The organism is Psychrobacter sp. SCQQ22, assembly GCF_015864605.1.
In the GTDB taxonomy this organism is placed as follows: Bacteria; Pseudomonadota; Gammaproteobacteria; order Pseudomonadales; family Moraxellaceae; genus Psychrobacter; species Psychrobacter fozii.
In genome coordinates, this window is the sequence record NZ_JADYWZ010000002.1 from 90,736 (window position 1) to 107,865 (window position 17,130).

17 protein-coding genes are annotated in these 17,130 nt (G+C 41.7%); 9 read left to right on the plus strand and 8 right to left on the minus strand.

Translation table 11 applies throughout. The features are described from left to right. Positions 1–108 precede the first annotated feature (108 nt). Entirely contained in the window at positions 109–876 is a 768-nt protein-coding gene (locus I6E84_RS03180) for a hypothetical protein (RefSeq protein ID WP_197216102.1), read from the plus strand. Here I6E84_RS03180 and I6E84_RS03185 read toward each other — a convergent pair. From I6E84_RS03185 to glnE, 6 genes are all read right to left on the minus strand, one after another. Further along, positions 873–2,009 carry a glycosyltransferase gene (locus tag I6E84_RS03185; protein WP_197216104.1) on the minus strand — a complete coding sequence of 379 codons (1,137 nt, stop codon included), beginning with the start codon at positions 2,007–2,009 and terminating at the stop codon, positions 873–875. The two genes, I6E84_RS03180 and I6E84_RS03185, sit on opposite strands and share 4 nt — an antisense overlap. Positions 2,010–2,061: 52 nt before the next feature. Then, positions 2,062–3,153 (minus strand): glycosyltransferase, encoded by a 1,092-nt coding sequence (locus I6E84_RS03190; protein ID WP_197216106.1) that lies wholly within the window; start codon positions 3,151–3,153, stop codon positions 2,062–2,064. Between the two features lie 66 nt (positions 3,154–3,219). Continuing rightward, on the minus strand, positions 3,220–4,086 hold the full coding sequence (locus I6E84_RS03195) for a glycosyltransferase (RefSeq protein WP_197216107.1): 867 nt from the start codon (positions 4,084–4,086) through the stop codon (positions 3,220–3,222). A 108-nt stretch (positions 4,087–4,194) separates the two neighbouring features. Further along, positions 4,195–5,031 carry a glycosyl transferase gene (locus I6E84_RS03200; protein WP_197216108.1) on the minus strand — a complete coding sequence of 279 codons (837 nt, stop codon included), beginning with the start codon at positions 5,029–5,031 and terminating at the stop codon, positions 4,195–4,197. 109 nt (positions 5,032–5,140) lie between these two features. Next, the gene (locus I6E84_RS03205) at positions 5,141–6,070 is read right to left on the minus strand and encodes a branched-chain amino acid transaminase (protein ID WP_197100309.1); all 930 of its coding nucleotides are present in this window, start codon (positions 6,068–6,070) and stop codon (positions 5,141–5,143) included. 261 nt (positions 6,071–6,331) lie between these two features. Further along, positions 6,332–9,199: a bifunctional [glutamate--ammonia ligase]-adenylyl-L-tyrosine phosphorylase/[glutamate--ammonia-ligase] adenylyltransferase gene (glnE, locus tag I6E84_RS03210; protein ID WP_197216109.1), complete on the minus strand. Its 2,868-nt coding sequence runs from the start codon at positions 9,197–9,199 to the stop codon at positions 6,332–6,334. A gap of 217 nt (positions 9,200–9,416) precedes the next feature. On the opposite strand from glnE, the gene tusD reads away from it, so the two are divergent. The 4 genes from tusD to I6E84_RS03230 all read left to right on the plus strand — a co-directional run bounded on the left by tusD (position 9,417) and on the right by I6E84_RS03230 (position 10,959). Next, positions 9,417–9,833 (plus strand): sulfurtransferase complex subunit TusD, encoded by a 417-nt coding sequence (tusD, locus tag I6E84_RS03215; RefSeq protein WP_197216110.1) that lies wholly within the window; start codon positions 9,417–9,419, stop codon positions 9,831–9,833. Positions 9,834–9,921: 88 nt separating this feature from the next. Beyond that, the gene (locus I6E84_RS03220; RefSeq protein ID WP_110922923.1) at positions 9,922–10,245 is read left to right on the plus strand and encodes a hypothetical protein; all 324 of its coding nucleotides are present in this window, start codon (positions 9,922–9,924) and stop codon (positions 10,243–10,245) included. Positions 10,246–10,267: 22 nt separating this feature from the next. Beyond that, the gene (locus I6E84_RS03225) at positions 10,268–10,597 is read left to right on the plus strand and encodes a hypothetical protein (RefSeq protein ID WP_197216111.1); all 330 of its coding nucleotides are present in this window, start codon (positions 10,268–10,270) and stop codon (positions 10,595–10,597) included. Positions 10,598–10,623: 26 nt separating this feature from the next. Then, positions 10,624–10,959, plus strand: coding sequence for a TusE/DsrC/DsvC family sulfur relay protein (locus I6E84_RS03230; RefSeq protein ID WP_197216482.1), 336 nt, complete (start codon positions 10,624–10,626; stop codon positions 10,957–10,959). 248 nt (positions 10,960–11,207) lie between these two features. Here I6E84_RS03230 and I6E84_RS03235 read toward each other — a convergent pair whose 3' ends face one another. Further along, positions 11,208–11,780, minus strand: a complete 573-nt coding sequence (locus tag I6E84_RS03235; protein WP_197216112.1) for a tRNA (cytidine(34)-2'-O)-methyltransferase — start codon at positions 11,778–11,780, stop codon at positions 11,208–11,210. Between the two features lie 260 nt (positions 11,781–12,040). Here I6E84_RS03235 and I6E84_RS03240 point away from each other — a divergent pair, with 260 nt between their 5' ends. Then, a complete protein-coding gene (locus tag I6E84_RS03240; RefSeq protein WP_101204419.1) occupies positions 12,041–12,181 on the plus strand; it encodes an entericidin A/B family lipoprotein in 141 nt (46 codons plus the stop codon). Between the two features lie 122 nt (positions 12,182–12,303). Here the strand turns inward: I6E84_RS03240 and hemW are convergent, their stop codons facing one another. Beyond that, positions 12,304–13,557, minus strand: a complete 1,254-nt coding sequence (gene hemW, locus I6E84_RS03245; protein ID WP_227681299.1) for a radical SAM family heme chaperone HemW — start codon at positions 13,555–13,557, stop codon at positions 12,304–12,306. A 317-nt stretch (positions 13,558–13,874) separates the two neighbouring features. Here hemW and I6E84_RS03250 point away from each other — a divergent pair, with 317 nt between their 5' ends. The 3 genes from I6E84_RS03250 to accB all read left to right on the plus strand — a co-directional run bounded on the left by I6E84_RS03250 (position 13,875) and on the right by accB (position 17,130). Then, positions 13,875–14,348, plus strand: a complete 474-nt coding sequence (locus I6E84_RS03250) for an EVE domain-containing protein (protein ID WP_197216116.1) — start codon at positions 13,875–13,877, stop codon at positions 14,346–14,348. A 626-nt stretch (positions 14,349–14,974) separates the two neighbouring features. After that, positions 14,975–16,342, plus strand: a complete 1,368-nt coding sequence (locus I6E84_RS03255) for an MATE family efflux transporter (protein WP_197216118.1) — start codon at positions 14,975–14,977, stop codon at positions 16,340–16,342. 359 nt (positions 16,343–16,701) lie between these two features. Beyond that, positions 16,702–17,130 carry an acetyl-CoA carboxylase biotin carboxyl carrier protein gene (accB, locus tag I6E84_RS03260; RefSeq protein WP_110922931.1) on the plus strand — a complete coding sequence of 143 codons (429 nt, stop codon included), beginning with the start codon at positions 16,702–16,704 and terminating at the stop codon, positions 17,128–17,130.

Here is a 17,130-nt window from a genome sequence, read left to right on the forward strand (position 1 = left end):
TGATTAGGGATCTTTCACAAACAATGTAAGCACCTATGTTTCGGACATTTAGGCTCTAATCGCATCATACCTTAATCGCATCATACCTTTTTAAAGGATTTTAGTGACATGACCACATCTACAAACTGGCAAAGAAAACTGCTATTAATATTTCGAAGTGAAAAAAGATTGAATGCGGGTAAAGTTTTTAAAAATTATGATGGCAAAAGCTTTGATGAGATGAAAGCAACAACCATTACTGAAGCATTGTGCGATATTGAAGCGCTAACAGATGAGCGTAAAAGTACAGACTTAGAGATCCATTTAAATAACCTAAAGCATCAATCGTTGGGTGAGTCTGAGCTCTGTTTTTATCACAATACGCTTGTTATATTGATGCGGCGCAAATACAAAACAGATAAAACCTTTGCTGAATTTGAGAGACTTTGGAAGGCAGAAAGCGATTATTTATTAGAGCATCTCTCATTACGTTGGATAGTTTCTGCTTGCGATACTTTCATCGACTATTCAGATGATACTAATAGAGCTGCAATCCTGATGAACGTCATTACTCTAATGAATACGTTGAGAGTGCATGAAACCAGAAGTTTTTTACAGTCAAGTGCTAATGCTGAACCTATGCCTCTACTGGATGAAAAAACTGATCAACTTTATGCTGGGGATTTACCCTTATATGACGGGCTTACCTATTTTCGTATAGGTACAGACGATAGCTTAAGAAATATGCGCAAACGCTATAGTAAATTCCTTAAAGTCGACAAATTAGCGACAACTATACTATTGGCTGTATTCGAAAAACTACAAAATAATCAAAGTGCGTTTGCCACGCTACGGCAATTACACAGAGATGATTGGTCTAAATGGTGGTTGGATTAGGCTTTCTCACCTATATTCTCACAATTAGAAGCGAACTCAATATATTTTTTTGCTATCGTGATAGGTAGCAATGCCTCATTAAATTCAGAATGAAATTGCTCTGAATTTTTCATTGCTAAGCTTAATTTAGCAGCAATCGCATCTATATCTCTCATTGGCATTAAGTTGTTTTGAGGTAGTAACTCACTTGGACCTGAGGGACAGTCAGTACTAATAACTGGTGTGCCCAACACTTGGGACTCTGCAATTACCAAAGCAAAACCTTCCCAATCAGAAGTTAGTACTTTAAATCTTGCATGTTTTATATAAGGGAAAGGGTTTTCATGGAAACCTAAAAAAACCACCTTATCCTCTAAGTTGAGTTCAACTACCAATTGCTCTATATCACTCTTAAGTTTACCTTTACCTAAAAGCAATAAAGGTAGAGACTGATCTGTCTTAGCATAAGCTCTCAAGAGTACATCATGACGTTTTGCTTCTTTAAAGCTACCCACATGAATAATATAATTCTCATACTCAGGAACGAACGCGTCACCTAGTTTTCGAATACAGTCTCTATCTATTGGATTGTGAATGGCTATCGTTGGTGTAATATCACCAAAATTTTCTAAAAAATCTTTCTGAACGCCATTGCTTACGCAGGCACAAGGATTTTTTGAGTAAATCTTAGTAAAGTTTTCTTTTTTCTGATGACCGATATCAGCCTGTTGAAACTTATACAATAAAGATAAAGTATTATGAATCACATATACAATATTGGGCAAACGACTATAACTAAAAACGCTGTCTGAGCGATCAAGATTGGATAAAATCACATCAGGCTGACCAATTTTTTTTGTGATATAGCGATCTACAGTACGAGCAAAAAACTTATCTCGACGCTGTGCTCCTGGTATCTTTTTATAAAGCCTGAATTTTAGAACATGATAAATAAGGTTCGGATTAAGGTCATACTCTACCCGAGGCTTGAATCTTAAAACATGTACTTCATATCCCAACTCATAAAAGCCCTGCCCTAATGTAAGTACAACACGCTCAGCGCCACCACCTTGTAGGCAGTTGATGACTAAAAGTATTTTTTTCTTATTTTCTCTAGGTAAATTATTGATTATGCTCGTGGCATTATTAGTCATTTTAAACTTTCTTAAAAGTGAGTGTTTTGAGTATAAAGAGGATTTGACAGTATCACTTTATGACATCTAGTCTTTGAGAGAATTTTAGATATTTCTCAGCTATTTTAACTGGAAGCAGTGACTCATCAAACGGGGTATGGAACTGTTGTGGATTGCTCATTGCCTGACGCATTTTTTCAGCAATGGCTTCAACATCTCCCATCGGCATCAAGTTGCTTTCAGGTAGCAGCTCACTCGGGCCTGACGGACAGTTGGTGCTTATAACTGGCGTACCTAGCACTAAAGCTTCAGCAATGACTAAAGCAAAACCTTCCCAGTCAGAAGTCAGTACCTTAAATTGTGCATGTTTGATATAAGGAAAAGGATTTTCGTGAAAGCCTAAAAACACCACCTTATTTTCTAGTTTCAACGCTGTGACTAAATTCTCTATCTCATTTTTATGCTTGCCTTGGCCTAAGAGCAACAATGGCATAGATTGATCAGTTTTTGCGTAGGCTTTTACCAATACATCATGACGCTTCGCATCTTTGAAGCTTCCCACATGAATTATATAGTTCTGATATTCAGGAACAAAAGCATTGGCCTGTTTTTGGATATTGTCTCTATCAATTGGATTGTGGATGGCCGCCGTTGGTGTGATATTGCCAAAGCTTTTGATAAAATCCTTTTCAGCACCCTCACTCACACATACACAAGGATGTTTAGAATAAATCTCGACCATTTTTCTTTTTAATTGCTCAGCATCTTGATTTTTATTGAATTTGTAGAGCAGCGATACGGTGTTATGAATAATATAAGTGATATTCGGTAGCTTACTATTACTCAAGATACTATCCGCACGATCAAGATTAGAAAGTATCATGTCAGGCTGACCGATATTTTGTGAAACATACTTATCGACAGAACGCGCAAAAAGCTTATCACGCCTTTCAGATCCTGGTATGAGCTTGTAAGGTTTAAATTTGAGCACATGATAATGAAGGTCTGGGCTCAACTCATACTCTACCAAGGGTTTAAATCGTAGAACATGTACTTCGTAGCCCAATTCATAAAACCCTTGACCTAACGTTAATACCACACGTTCCGCACCGCCGCCTTGTAAGCAATTAATAACAAGTAACACTATTTTTTTGTGCTGTTTCATAAACTACGACCTATCGAGTGATATCTTTATCCACTTAAAGAAACTTACAGTTATTTGATCGAAAAATCAGCGCTTAAAGAGTCTCGAAAACAGTGATTTGGAAGCACTCGGGCGAGTGACTTTATTACCACTGTAGCCTTGTTGAGATTTTTTTGGAAAACTACCGAAAGGTTCAACTCGATAACTGTCTAAATGATATCCAGCGGCAAGCGCTTCATGATAATACTTATCAAAAAAGTCGACCAAATCTTGTCTTGGATGTGGCATTATTTCACCATCGAACCAATGCTCGAACCCTTCCTCGCTCACTCTGGGTAACGAATATTTGTGACTGAACTGCGTTCCCATATCCGAGTAATGTAAGACCTTGATGTCCTCTATCGCTAAGTCTTCACCATCTATACAGTTATAGCTATTTTGATAAGACTCAATCAGCTGAGTATTTTTCTTAAATACCGCCATCATTTCTTTATGACTTTTAGGATCTTGTTTGAGTTTTTCGATAGGTAAAATGACAGACTTTGCAGCTTCACAATCCCACACGCAAGTACATAACCGAGTCATATCAGCATTCGTTTTAGCCGCTACTATGGCCTGTCCTTCGATAGGATGCTGCCATAATTTTGCCAAATCATCTAAAACAACGACATCAGCATCCATATAGATCGCACGTCCAGAATAATTGCAATACGCTGGAATCGCCCATCTAAAACCTGAAAAAGGCGTTGACCACTTGGTGGTATCCCAGCCTTTACCAGTCTCAGGGTTAGAATACCAATAACTATCAGGGTCACGTGAGAGCTGCATCCACACTATTTCCACTGGCACACTGGTATGTTTATGGATACTATAATCTAGAACCATCATCTGTTCTAGATCACAGTTATTTGGGTCACAGCCCACAAAGACTCTGATGATATCGTTTGTTTTCATAGTTCTATCCGTTCACTGGAGAATACTCTAACCCTAGTCATTTACAAGGCTATAAAACATCAGTATTAATTACGTCTAATGTGATAATACTCACTTATAAAGTTAAGCCTATTCTTTCCAATACTTTTCAATCCATCCTACTGGCAAGATAAAGTGGCGTAAATGTCGTAAGGGGCGTTTCAAATTTTTAGGTTCTGCCAGTCTTTTGAGATGATCTTTAGCATTATTAGCCGCATTTTTATTATACATGCCATCAATTGCATGCGTAGGGTATAAATCACCAGGGAAAATAACCAGACGAGCACCTTTAGGAATCTTTGGCTCTTTAAAGTAATTGAACGGAAATGGCTGACGACATTTACGTCTAAAGTGTGCCACCCATGCCTTTGGAAACAGCTTCACACCACCTGGTGCGTTACGAGTGACAAAACGCTGCTCGAAACGATACTCATCAGCGATACCTTGTGGATCCGCCTTGAATTTTTCTTGTAGTGAAACAAGCGAACCTATCTGGAATCTGAAACACGAAGTCTGTCCCAAACGCTCTAATGGGTTGCTCGGGTTATAAGATAAAATAACATCGTCCGGCTTGCCATACTCAAAGAAAGGATCGAGGCTATCGACAATAATCACATCCAAATCTACAAACAGTACTGTACCGGTTAAATCGCCAAGCTTTTCACCCCATAAACGAGATTTTGGCCACTTACCTAGTGTATTGGTTGGCATAGTGACATCTAATGGTGGCAATGCTTGGCATTCGATCTCTGGACGTACATCGGTGGTATCATCTGTAAAGCAAACAAAACGAAATGGCGGCGTAATATTACGAGACACCATGCCATATAGTTTGTTGGCATAATCAGCCCCGTACTTTGTACCCCATTTAATACAAATGATTTGTTTGATGTTTTTATTATCTGCTGTATCAGAATCTATTGGCATTGACTGCTCACTTTAACGGTATGAATAAATATGATGGCTATATTAGCATAAAAAAAAGACTGGACAATTATGTTCAGCCTTTTTAGTTTTTCAAAGTAACAGCATTGTATCAGTCAATAAAGCTTAACCAATCCATATATTGCTCATTGCGACCGTGTACTACATCAAAGTATAAAGTTTGTAGCTTTTCAGTCAAAGGTCCGCGGCCACCGTTACCGACCGTGCGATCATCATATTCGCGAATAGGTGTCACTTCAGCAGCAGTACCTGTCATAAATATCTCATCCGCTAAGTAAAACTCATCGCGAGTAATACGGCGTTCAACCACTTTGATACCTAGATCATCAGCAAACTGAATGATAGTGCGGCGAGTGATACCATCTAACGCACCACCAGCGAGATCCGGCGTATGCAATACGCCATCTTTTACTAAGAACAAGTTCTCGCCTGCACCTTGGCAAACATAGCCTTGTGAATCCATCAAGATAGCTTCGTCATAACCATTACGAGTGACTTCTTGATTGGCCATGATAGACACTGGATAGTTACTTGATGCTTTAGCCTTACACATCGTCACATTGGTCATATGATGTGTGAATGAAGACGTTTTCACACGGATACCGTTTTTGATACCTTCGTCACCCAAATAAGCACCCCAATGCCAAGCAGCAACCATCGCATTGATACTGTTATCACGCGAAGACAGACCTAGCTTTTCTGCACCGACCCAAATTAATGGACGAATATACGCTTCTGCCAAGTTGTTTTGTTTAACCACATCTTTATGTGCTTGCTCTAAAGTAGCTGCATCGAATGGTACGTCCATTTGAAAAATTTTTGCAGAGCCTAACAAGCGCTCGGTATGCTCTTTTAGACGAAAAATAGCAGTACGATTATCAGCAGTTTGGTAAGCACGCACACCTTCAAATACAGCCATGCCATAATGCAAACTGTGTGTCAGTACGTGAACTTTAGCATCTGGCTGCTCAATCATTGTGCCATTCATCCAAAGCTTACCGTCTTGTGTTGCCATGTTCATTTTGTAGTCCTTATGCTAGCGCTAACGTCTAACTTTTTTAGGTAAATTATATTTAATAGTATTTATCGACATCATATGATAACACCACTGCGTCAAATTTCATTGCTAAAATTCAGCATTATTGTCACCAATAAATGATGAAGAATTGCCAGTAATATCACGATGTGTGACCGATTATATCACTGGCAGTCCTAGCAAATGAACTCTTTTGGTTTGGACCTAGTAGGCTATTATTTATAGTTAAAAAACTGGAGATTCATACTACTCTTCATCTGCTGTATCTACACCCATCAAATGCTTCCATTGGTCTTGTACCAATGCCCGTGTTTCTTTCCATAATGACTCGTCAACCAACAATGATTGCTCTGACAATGCCAGTTGATGGGTAGCTGCACGAATTCTTAGATAAGCATCTGTCAAATCTTGACAGACTTGCGCCTCCCAAATGCCAAGTAAGGCAACTTCCTCGAAGATACGGACGTTGTCACTCCATTTGGTCAAACTTGGATGCTCGTGCGAGTAAGCCAATACCGCAAATTGTGCTAAAAACTCAATATCGATTATTCCGCCCGCATCTTGTTTGAGATGGAACTTACCAGATTTCTGCTGCCATTGATTGGTTCCTAGATGCTTTTGCATCTTGATACGCATACTGGTGACTTCCGTTCGTACCTGCTCTAGCGTACGCGGCAATGCTAGTACATTTCGGCGAATATCACAAAAGCGTGCTGTGACTCGTTTATCGCCACAAATCGCCCGCGCGCGCACCAATGCTTGATGCTCCCATGACCAGGCTTTATCTAGTTGGTACGTCTCAAAAGCGTCACATGACACCACCATCATGCCTGCATTACCTGATGGGCGCAGACGCATATCAATCTCGTAAGCACGGCCATCTCGAGTTTGGGTATTGAGATAGTTCATTAATTTTTGTACCAAGCGCGCGGCAAACTTCATTCCACTGACAGACTTTTCGCCCGTGGTCATGCCCTGCTCTTTTATCTTGTGTAAAAACACCAAATCCAAGTCAGAAGAATACGACAGCTCCAGCCCACCAAGTTTGCCGTAACCAATAATAGCAAAGCCACAATCCGCTTCGGTCACAGGATCGCCATCTTGACCAATAGGATAACCATAACGTCTGACAATTTCTGCAAACGCCCGCTCTAACACCGCTTCTAGTACCACCGCAGCGATATAAGTTAAAGAATCAGACACCTTCATAATCGGACGCGCAGCCAATATATCACTAGCCGCTACTGCCAGTATCTGGTTCTTTTTAAACAGCCGTACAACGCTGAGCAGCTTCTCTTCGTCATTGGGCTCTACGCGTAGTAATTGTTGACGTAGAATGTCACGCAGCTCACGCTTATCAGGCAAATGATGATAGCGCTGCTGTAAAAAAGTATCTAACAGTACAGGATAGTGAGCCAGCTCTTTTGCAATCCAAGGACTGGCTGACAGCATCGGAATCAACTCAATCGTTGCATTGGGGTTTTCTGCAATCATCACGAGATAGATAGAACGACGGCAAATCGCTTCGAGTAATGAGATCAGACGAGGCAAAGCCGTATTAGCAAGTTGCTGCTGGTCTTGATGTGCCAACAGCGCGTGGACGATGACAGGATACGCATCATCTAAACGTTCTCTGGCTTCATCACTTAAATTGGCAACCAGTTTTGACTGCCAAAAATTCTCTAACAGATCACGGTTTTTTTCTGTGAGTACGGTATCCAATCGTGCAATCTGCTCATCAAGATCTTTTGGCTCGAGGCTAGCATCTTCTTGATCCGGCACTTGACGTTCGGTGACCATACGCTCGAATGGGACGTTTACATTATTTCGATGCTGATTGAGCGTGCTGAGTAGCGCAGCCCAATCCTCAAATCCAAGGGTGATAGCCAGATTATATTGCCACTGCGTATCATGTGGTAAGCGCTGGGTCTGCTGATCGTTAATCGCCTGAATCGCATGTTCAAGCCGGCGCAAAAATCGATAGGCAGCTTGTAGTTGCTTATAGGTCGAGAGCTCTAGATATTTAAGTTGATATAACACCTTCATCGCGTCCAGACAGGATTTAATCTGTAGCTGAGGATGCCTACCGCCATAAATCAATTGAAACGCTTGTACGATGAACTCAATATCTCTGATACCACCTGCACCAAGCTTGATATTGTCTAAATCTTCACGCTGTGCCACTTGGTTTTGAATAAGAGATTTCATCTCTCTCAATGCTGAAAAAGCACTGTAATCGACATAGTAGCGAAAGACGAATGGCTTGATGAGCGCTTGTAACTCATCATAGAATGGCTGCTCTAACTGCCCGACTACGCGAGCTTTTAGCCAAGCAAAACGTTCCCACGCACGGCCATGTTGAGAAAAGTATTTTTGTAGTGCCGACAAGTGAATGGCTAAGTCGCTACCATCGCCCCACGGACGCAGGCGCATATCAACGCGAAAGACAAAACCATCTGCTGTTTTATGATCCAATAGCTTGATAATACCTTGACCCAGTCGAGTCATAAAGCGCTTGTTGTCTATGCTCCGAGTGCCTTTGGCCTTATCACCATTGGTTTCACCTAACGCCTGATGGACAAAAATCAAATCGATATCACTTGAGAGATTCAGCTCGTGGGCACCAAGTTTACCCATGGCCATGATGGCCATATCATCAATTTGCACATTACCTTTAGCATCAATAAAAGTTGGTTCACCATACTGCTCAATCAAATGCTGATAGGTATAATCCTTGGCAAAAGAGATACAACCCCCTGCAAACTCAGAAAGCTCATCAGTCAACTGCTCAAGTGAGATCAGCTGTAAGGCATCTTGCCAGATCCAACGCATCATTAGCAAAGTACGCAAATCACGTAGTCCTTTCATTACCTTGGCTTCATCAGCGATCTGATAGTTCTCATCCAAAGTATAGTCTTGTATCAGATCGTCAATTTGCTGGCGCGTTAGGGTCTGATCTAATGGATAGCTGCGCAAAAAAGTTTGACATGAGACCGTACGGCTTTCCCAAATCTGATAAGCAAACTCACTCGCCGTCTGCAATACTTGCAGCTGCTCTACTGTAGGCTGACTATCTGTACCATGGGTCTCGCGTGAAGGCATAGCAGGTAACATAGGTAAATAAACTCCTTGCATGGAATGATAAGACTACGTGAACCTAGCGCATAATATTAGCGTTTTTTCTTACGAGGTAGTCACCGAATCTGACAACCATACTAATATATGCCAGTATTTATGATAAAACCACTTTTAATCACACTGACGCACTTTGCTTTTGAGCGCTTTATGGTAGCATAAACACCTTTAGCATTGACGATCGACAAGAATCCTTATGACAACCATGCCCCCTTTACTTTTGATTACCGCTGATCCCAGTCATCCACTGGGCTCTCTAGCGCTACGTTATGCTCGTGCTTATCTTAAAAATACCTCAAACGAAGAAAACACGAATAGCAGCGAAACGTTAAATGTCTTTTTTTATGGAGATGCTGCCCATACTGCCAACCGCCTACGCTGGCAGTCAGCAGAGCAAGTTAATTTGACCAAAGAGTGGCAAAATCTTGCCGAGCAGTATCAGTTATCGCTACCCGTCTGCGTTAGTACTGCTCTCAGTCGAGGGATTAGTGACACGGATAACAGCTCACGCCATCAGCTTAGTGGTGATAATCTTGCGAAAGAATTTTCGCTGGTCGGACTGAGTGAGCTTGCGATGATGATGCAAGAAGACTGCCGCCTGATTCAATTTTAACAACGCATCGTTTTGAGATATTTTGGCTTGGAAGATATGATTGCAAAGACAGCAATCGTCACGCAAGTAATCAGATTAGGATTTAACCATGAAACTATTAATTCAGTTGCACACGCCGACTGAAATGGCCAGCTATGAGGGCTGCGCGCTTGCGCTAACGCTAGCGACCTTTGGGCATGACGTACAACTATATTTGGATGCCCCTGTCTTTGGCCTATTGATGCAGTCTGAATCGCGTTTGCATGGCATGATTCAATCACTGGAGCTGTACGACATGCCAGCGGCTTGGCTGCCTGATGATGTCTTCAGTGGATGGGTCACAGGTATGCTGCCAGCAGATCTGGCGTCACAACTGACCTTGATACCAGAAGTCGTGAACTCACAAGACTTTGAGCAGATACTGACCTTTTAACTGATCAGATAGGAAGAACCAAATGGCAACGTTATATCAATTGCACAGTCCGATGGATACACTGAGACGCGGTATTGACGAGATGTCACGTACATGGCGCACTGGTGACAGTATTTTGCTGCTAGGCACTACTGTTGCCTTTATCGACTGGTTGGACGCTTATTTGGGCGATATTGAGATTGAGGGTATTGCTGGTATTTATGCACTAGCCGATGATGTCTCGCAACTGACGACCAATACGACTCTCAAGCTTAATTTAGAGGCCAAATTGAGTAGAATATTGACAGATAACGAGTGGGTCGAGCTGACTCAAAATACACAATTTGATAAAGTCGTGACCATTGCCTTATGAATAATAATAATGCCACTACCCCTGCTATGACGCCTAGTAATACTGAAATCAGTGTTGAATTAGATCAAGACGGTCATCTGTGTGATCATACTATCTGGACACCTGATATCGCACAACAACTGGCCGACACATTAGACGTCCAGTTGGAAGCTGAGCATTTGCAGATTTTACAACAAGTACGTGCGTTTTTTGCTAAATTCAATCATGCGCCAGCCACGCGCCCATTGATTAAATGGCTACAAAAAACCTTGCCTGAGCACGATATCAGTAATCAAAAACTACAGCAGCTATTCAAAACAGGGTTGGTCGCCCGCCATGTCAATCGCCTGTCAGGTCTACCTAAGCCACCCAACTGTTTGTAACAAATAATTAGCTGCTATATCAAGTCGCTCTGAACGTCATTCTGAACAAAGCGACCTACTAAAAAGACCTATTACTGGGATAATTTTTTTCGCTTACTGTGTTGATGCAAAGATAAGCTATCAAATACTGATATTTATCCCAATAGTACATCATTAAAGGTATAGCTCATTAGCGTGGTGCTACACCTTGATCTAAATATGGATACCTTGCTGTATATTCAGTATTTCACTAGTCAGAAAAAACCACGCTATTTGGGATCATACACCGTCAAGGTCTCATAGCCGACACTACGTCCTTCATCGCCAGCGAAGCCTTGCTGACGCCATATCTCATACAGACATATCGCAACACTGTTAGATAAGTTTAGACTGCGCGAATCAGCCAGCATAGGTAATCTCAACCAATTATCAGCGCCAATATCTTCGCGTATATCATCTGCTAGACCTGCCGTTTCAGAACCAAATACCAATGCAATATTGGGCATTTTCTTAGCTGTCTGAGCACTATTCAAATTTTCACTAGCCTGCAACCCACTAAAGTCATAATCGTAAAATGGTTTGCTCAGCTTAGTAGTCAATGCTGTGACCACATAGCAATCGGCAACGTTCAATGCCTCTCTTGCGGCTGCCCAGTCATCATGTACTTGCAGATGTGCGTATTCATGATAATCCAAGCCTGCACGGCGTAGCTTTTTGTCATCGAGCTCAAACCCTAAAGGTCTGACCAAGTGCAGCTGTGCCCCGCTATTGGCACACAAACGAATGATATTGCCAGTATTACTGGGCATTTTAGGGGCTACCAACACAATATGGATGGTCATACTAACTCCGTCAGTGGACAAAACTTATTATTTGTATTTATCATCGATAAGTAATCGAAAGTTACAGTTTACTGCCAATAATTACATTTTGATACTGTGCACCGTTTTTAACTTTCACTATGATGTCTGTAACGGATAAAGAGATAGTTATTACTTATAATTATCTCTCTATCTAATAAACCTTCAGTGAGTGTTAAGCATTACGCTTGGCATCGCTGTTATTATTTATAACAATCCATTTATTTTTTGAGGATACTATTATGAAAAAAGTAATCATCGCATCTTTGACCGCTATGTTTGTACTAACTGGTTGCAACACTTTTAAAGGTCTAGGCCAAGACGTATCAAGCGCTGGCAATGCTGTAACTGGTGGCGCACAAGACGTACAAGATAAAATCTAAGGTTTGATTTTTTTAGATTTTAGTAAAGGCTTATCATTTATTTGGTAAGCCTTTTTTTATTCCTTTATTTGATACTTATCCTACACTACTACTTTATTCTGAAAAGCTATAACAATACAGTGCTATAAAAACTCTCGTAATATCTGATTGAGATAACGCTGTCCTAATTCTGTTGGCTGTAACCGCTCAGCACTGTCTGTCAATAAACCTTGAGCCACGAGCTTATCTACTGATGGTGCAATACTATTAGCGCTTAGTCCGGTTCTTTCTTGAAACAGTGACCAAGCTACCCCGCCATGTAGGCGCAGCGCATTTAGCATAAACTCACTGACCAGCTCATCACTGTCAATTTCTTGCCAGCCCACCATCTTCGGTGTATTTTGGCTGACAGTAGATTGCTCATTAGCATCTAAATGCCCTACATAATCCTTAGGCAATCGCGACTTGCTAAAACGATAAATACCAGATTGTATTAACAACTCGCTCTTTAACGTTTTATTCGTTTCTGCTGTTTCGCTCGCTTTGTGATGCATCGTCGCTTTATGACTAATTGTCACTTTGCCATGCGCACCAGCCCCAATGGCCAAATAATCCCCAAATTGCCAATAATTGACATTATGACGACACGGCTGATCGGATGCGCCTGCCCAAGCGGACACTTCATAATTGTTGTAGCCCAATTGCTGCAATAGCGCCTGACCTGCTTGTTCAATATCTGCCAAATTGTCTTCGTCTGGCAAAATAGGCTGACTACGATAAAACACGGTATTGGGCTCAATCGTCAGCTGATACCAAGAGATATGTGTCGCCCCTGCATCGTGAGCCATTTGAATATCATCCAACGCTTCGCTCATCGTTTGTTGTGGCAACCCATGCATCAAATCAACATTGACGCGCTCAAAACCAGCAGCGCGTGCAGCGTGAATGGCAGACAGTGCTTGAGCAGGATCGTGTATGCGTCCAAGCGTGGTCAACTTATCAGCAGCAAAGCTCTGTACACCTATAGATAAACGATTGATACCGACCTCTAGGTATTGAGCAAAGGGCGCATGCTCTAGAGTGCCAGGATTGGCTTCCATGGTCACTTCTATATCATCAGCGAATGTAAAAGTATTACGCAAGCTAGTAAACAGTCGACGATACTGTGCAATAGGTAATAGCGATGGCGTGCCTCCGCCGATAAATATTGAACTGATCTCGCGCCCTTGGGCTAGTGATTGCTGCATGTTTGCATCTAACAGCAATGCATCTACGTATTCGTCATACATCGATATCTGACTGTCTATCGGTAGCTCATGAGAGTTAAAGTCGCAGTAAGGGCATTTTTTTACACACCACGGTATATGAATATATAACGCTAGTGGAATGCCACTCATTTCTATTGCACTGGTAGTAGATTCATTAGAGGTATCAGTGTGCTGTAAATCGTTAACGATATTGATATTTGACATAAAAGGATTTATCTATAAATGCGTTGCTGCTGTCATTAGCAGAAAGTAGCGCTAGGATAACGCCTAAATTCAGTAAAAAAAAGACTCTCTTAAAGAAAATCACTGCAATAACAAAACCAGTAACAAACACTCATGTTAACTACATCTTCTTATTGGCAAAATAGCTACTACTGTCGTCGGTTAACGGCTGGTGAATATTCAACACCCCCTAATAAAACCATAATAATTAACAGGATAAAAATATGGCTTACTGGTTGATGAAATCTAATCCAAAGTTTTTTGGCATTGAGGATTTACAACGTCTAAAAACGGATCGTTGGGATGGCGTACGTAATTATCGTGCCCGCAACTTTATGCGCGATGACATGAAAGTCGGTGACCAAGTAATTTTTTATCACTCTAGCGCCAAACCATCAGGCGTGGCTGGCATCATGACGATTAGCAAAGCGGGCTACCCTGATCCCACCCAGTTCCATCCTGAACACCGTCACTACGATCCTATTGCAACCGAAGATGAGCCACGCTGGTATATGGTAGACGTCGAATTTGAGCAGGCCTTTACCGATGTCATACCACTACTAGATCTTAAGTTTTTGCCAGCGCTTGAAGATTCATTGTTACTCAGAAAAGGCTGTCAGCAGTTGACGGTCATTCCGCTAGAGCCAAAGCATTGGCAAGCAATTATGGATATGGCAGAGACACTGGATCTCATATAAAAGGTCATATTTTCTTTCTTTATATTTCTTTATAGTTGTCTTGTATCCGCCATCATTGCTCGCCTTTGAAACATTGACATTATAGCCCAGCTTCTTTACCATCTTATTTATTTATGACCTGTTAATCCCCCCTTTGGATTGACGGGTTATTTTTATTTTAGTGCCGTCACTTTTTTTCATACTCTATTTATCTACTTATGCAACATTATAGGCTTGCTCATATTATTTATCGGAGTATTATCGTCGGCACTACTCTCATCTCATTGTTTCGTTTTATCTCCCTGTCTCGCTATTAGGGTCTGTTGAACATTCAAATGTGGTGCTGGCAGTCACTATTTTTTAGACAATATGCAGTGAAATTTTTGACACCTAGTCATTCTAGGTTAAACAATTTCGCCATGTATTGGCAAAAAATAGTACTACCCTGAAGGGCTGATGCTAAAATCACCCCAAACGTTGTTGCAAGCCTAGCTAAGGTCTCGACATTATCGTCGACTTGCGCCTAGTTTGGTGCAATTTTAGCAATCAGCAGCCCTAATATTTGAATGTTCAACAGACCCTGGTTTATTGATGGCAGGTTTTGCTCGTTCCTAATAAATACCGTAAAGAATAAAAAGTTGCTCACTATGGTTTTCCCATTATCCTTTAGAGATTTTAAAAGCTACAGCTTACGTTTAGGTGTGCTCGCACTACCTATCTTGATTACCCAATTTTGCCAAGCGGCACTTGGGGTAGTCGATGCCATCATGGCAGGTCAAGTCTCTGCACTCGATTTGGCTGCTGTTGCCGTTGGTTCCGGTATTTGGCTACCACTATTCTTATTAGCCACTGGTATTTTGATTGCTACCACACCGCTCATTGGTGAGGCAATCGGTCAAAACAAGCATGACCAAGTACCTCATATCACGCAGCAATCCTTATGGACTGCTGGTGTCATTGGTATTATTGGCTTTATTGTGGTTAATTTAGCCCCAAACGTACTTGGAATCATGGGGGTGCCTGAAAACATCCAACCAATCGCCACGCAGTATTTGCATGGTGTCTCGTTTGGTTTCCCTGCACTAGCCGTCTATGCCGTACTACGCAGTTATTGCGAAGCGCTTGGACGCCCTGAGCCTGTCACCGTCATTAGTATCATTGGTCTACTGGCAGATATTCCGCTTAACTATATTTTCATTCATGGTTTATTCGGCATGCCTGAGATGGGCGGCGCAGGCTGCGGTATCGCGACGGCCTTAGTATTATGGATAAATGTATTACTACTTGCTGCTTATACCAGCTTCACTAAACGACAGCAGTTTGCCAGCACACGGTTCTTTTATGGCTTTGCCAGTCCCAATCGTGAACAGATCAAAAAACTGCTGAAATTGGGTATTCCAATTGGTATCTCGATATTTTTTGAAGCAAGCCTATTTAGCTTAGGTGCCCTAGTTATCAGTCCCTTAGGTGAGATAGCAACCGCATCGCATCAAGTAGCATTGGCGGTAACCTCGCAGCTATTTATGATACCCATATCAGTCGCCATGGCGCTGACTATTATGATATCCAATCGCTTCGGCGAAAAAAACCTACTGGCATTACGACAAGTACAAGCCACAGGGCTGATTTGGACCGTATTGATTGCATTGACTTGTATGCTTGGCATATGGCTGTTTAGACCACAACTGGCAGCAGCATTTACTGACAATCCGGTGGTCAGAGCACAAGCCATGCACTTGCTCATCTTTGCATTGGCTTATCAGTTATTTGATGGCTGGCAAGTCAACATTGCCGGGATATTGCGCGGCATGCAAGACACGACCATACCAATGTGGGTCACGCTATTCTGCTATTGGTTAGTCGCTCTACCGCTCGGTATTTACTTGGTGCGTTTCACTGACGTTGGCGCCCAAGGGTTTTGGATGGCATTAATCACAGGGTTGTTTTTATCGTCTATTCTACTGACGCTGCGACTGCGTTATCAACAGAGACGCTTAACGGCGAAATGGGCTTAATAGACTATCTAAACCATGTTTATCTAACGTATAGTTGATTCCAAATATTTTCGATACAAGGAAGCCGAGTGCAAGCTATACATTAGTATGGTTAGTGAGGAGGACGATATAGCGAATTTATATGTATTTGACTATAGTATCTCGTAACCATCACTGGCGCTATATGGTTACATAGACTATGATAAATCATTGAGCATTTCTTACGCATAACATATGCATACGTCATAATATGTAAAAAATCTCAGTTAACAACTGTACATCGATTGCTCATTGACGTGAATATAGGTATCATTAGCAATTATCTGCACAATATTTAGTTACACTATTTCTCGAATTTAGTACAAGGCAAAATTAAAACTATGGATATTGAAAAAATACGCACTCTGATCGCACTCATGGAAGAAAGTGAACTGGTTAATCTAGAAATCAGCTCAGACGACGAACACATTAGTTTGACTCGTCACTATGATGCCCCTGCACCAACGATGATGGCTGCTCCTACTGCGAGCGCGGCTCCCATTGCTGCCGAAGCAAAACCTGCGGTAAAAGCCGGTAGCGTTGAGACATCACCAATGGTTGGCGTTTACTATTCAGCGCCTAGCCCTAATGACCCACCTTTCATCAAGGTTGGACAAAAGGTACAGGCTGGTGACACGCTCGGTATCATTGAAGCCATGAAAATCATGAATCCGCTTGAGGCAACTCAAAGTGGCGTCATTGACGAAATCTTAGTCGATAACTCTGAAGTAGTACAGTTTGGCCAACCTATCGTACGCTACAAAGCATAA

Excerpts from the sequence above, each read along its gene's own strand:
- I6E84_RS03220 (WP_110922923.1), top strand. The coding sequence starts at position 9,922 with ATGAAACTATTAATTCAGTTGCACACGCCGACTGAAATGGCCAGCTAT.
- tusD (WP_197216110.1), top strand. The coding sequence starts at position 9,417 with ATGACAACCATGCCCCCTTTACTTTTGATTACCGCTGATCCCAGTCAT.
- accB (WP_110922931.1), top strand. The coding sequence starts at position 16,702 with ATGGATATTGAAAAAATACGCACTCTGATCGCACTCATGGAAGAAAGT.
- I6E84_RS03185 (WP_197216104.1), bottom strand. The coding sequence starts at position 2,009 with ATGACTAATAATGCCACGAGCATAATCAATAATTTACCTAGAGAAAAT.
- I6E84_RS03205 (WP_197100309.1), bottom strand. The coding sequence starts at position 6,070 with ATGAACATGGCAACACAAGACGGTAAGCTTTGGATGAATGGCACAATG.
- I6E84_RS03225 (WP_197216111.1), top strand. The coding sequence starts at position 10,268 with ATGGCAACGTTATATCAATTGCACAGTCCGATGGATACACTGAGACGC.
- I6E84_RS03250 (WP_197216116.1), top strand. The coding sequence starts at position 13,875 with ATGGCTTACTGGTTGATGAAATCTAATCCAAAGTTTTTTGGCATTGAG.
- hemW (WP_227681299.1), bottom strand. The coding sequence starts at position 13,557 with ATGAGTGGCATTCCACTAGCGTTATATATTCATATACCGTGGTGTGTA.
- I6E84_RS03190 (WP_197216106.1), bottom strand. The coding sequence starts at position 3,153 with ATGAAACAGCACAAAAAAATAGTGTTACTTGTTATTAATTGCTTACAA.
- I6E84_RS03200 (WP_197216108.1), bottom strand. The coding sequence starts at position 5,031 with ATGCCAATAGATTCTGATACAGCAGATAATAAAAACATCAAACAAATC.
- I6E84_RS03235 (WP_197216112.1), bottom strand. The coding sequence starts at position 11,780 with ATGACCATCCATATTGTGTTGGTAGCCCCTAAAATGCCCAGTAATACT.
- I6E84_RS03195 (WP_197216107.1), bottom strand. The coding sequence starts at position 4,086 with ATGAAAACAAACGATATCATCAGAGTCTTTGTGGGCTGTGACCCAAAT.
- I6E84_RS03240 (WP_101204419.1), top strand. The coding sequence starts at position 12,041 with ATGAAAAAAGTAATCATCGCATCTTTGACCGCTATGTTTGTACTAACT.
- I6E84_RS03180 (WP_197216102.1), top strand. The coding sequence starts at position 109 with ATGACCACATCTACAAACTGGCAAAGAAAACTGCTATTAATATTTCGA.
- I6E84_RS03230 (WP_197216482.1), top strand. The coding sequence starts at position 10,624 with ATGACGCCTAGTAATACTGAAATCAGTGTTGAATTAGATCAAGACGGT.
- I6E84_RS03255 (WP_197216118.1), top strand. The coding sequence starts at position 14,975 with ATGGTTTTCCCATTATCCTTTAGAGATTTTAAAAGCTACAGCTTACGT.
- glnE (WP_197216109.1), bottom strand. The coding sequence starts at position 9,199 with ATGTTACCTGCTATGCCTTCACGCGAGACCCATGGTACAGATAGTCAG.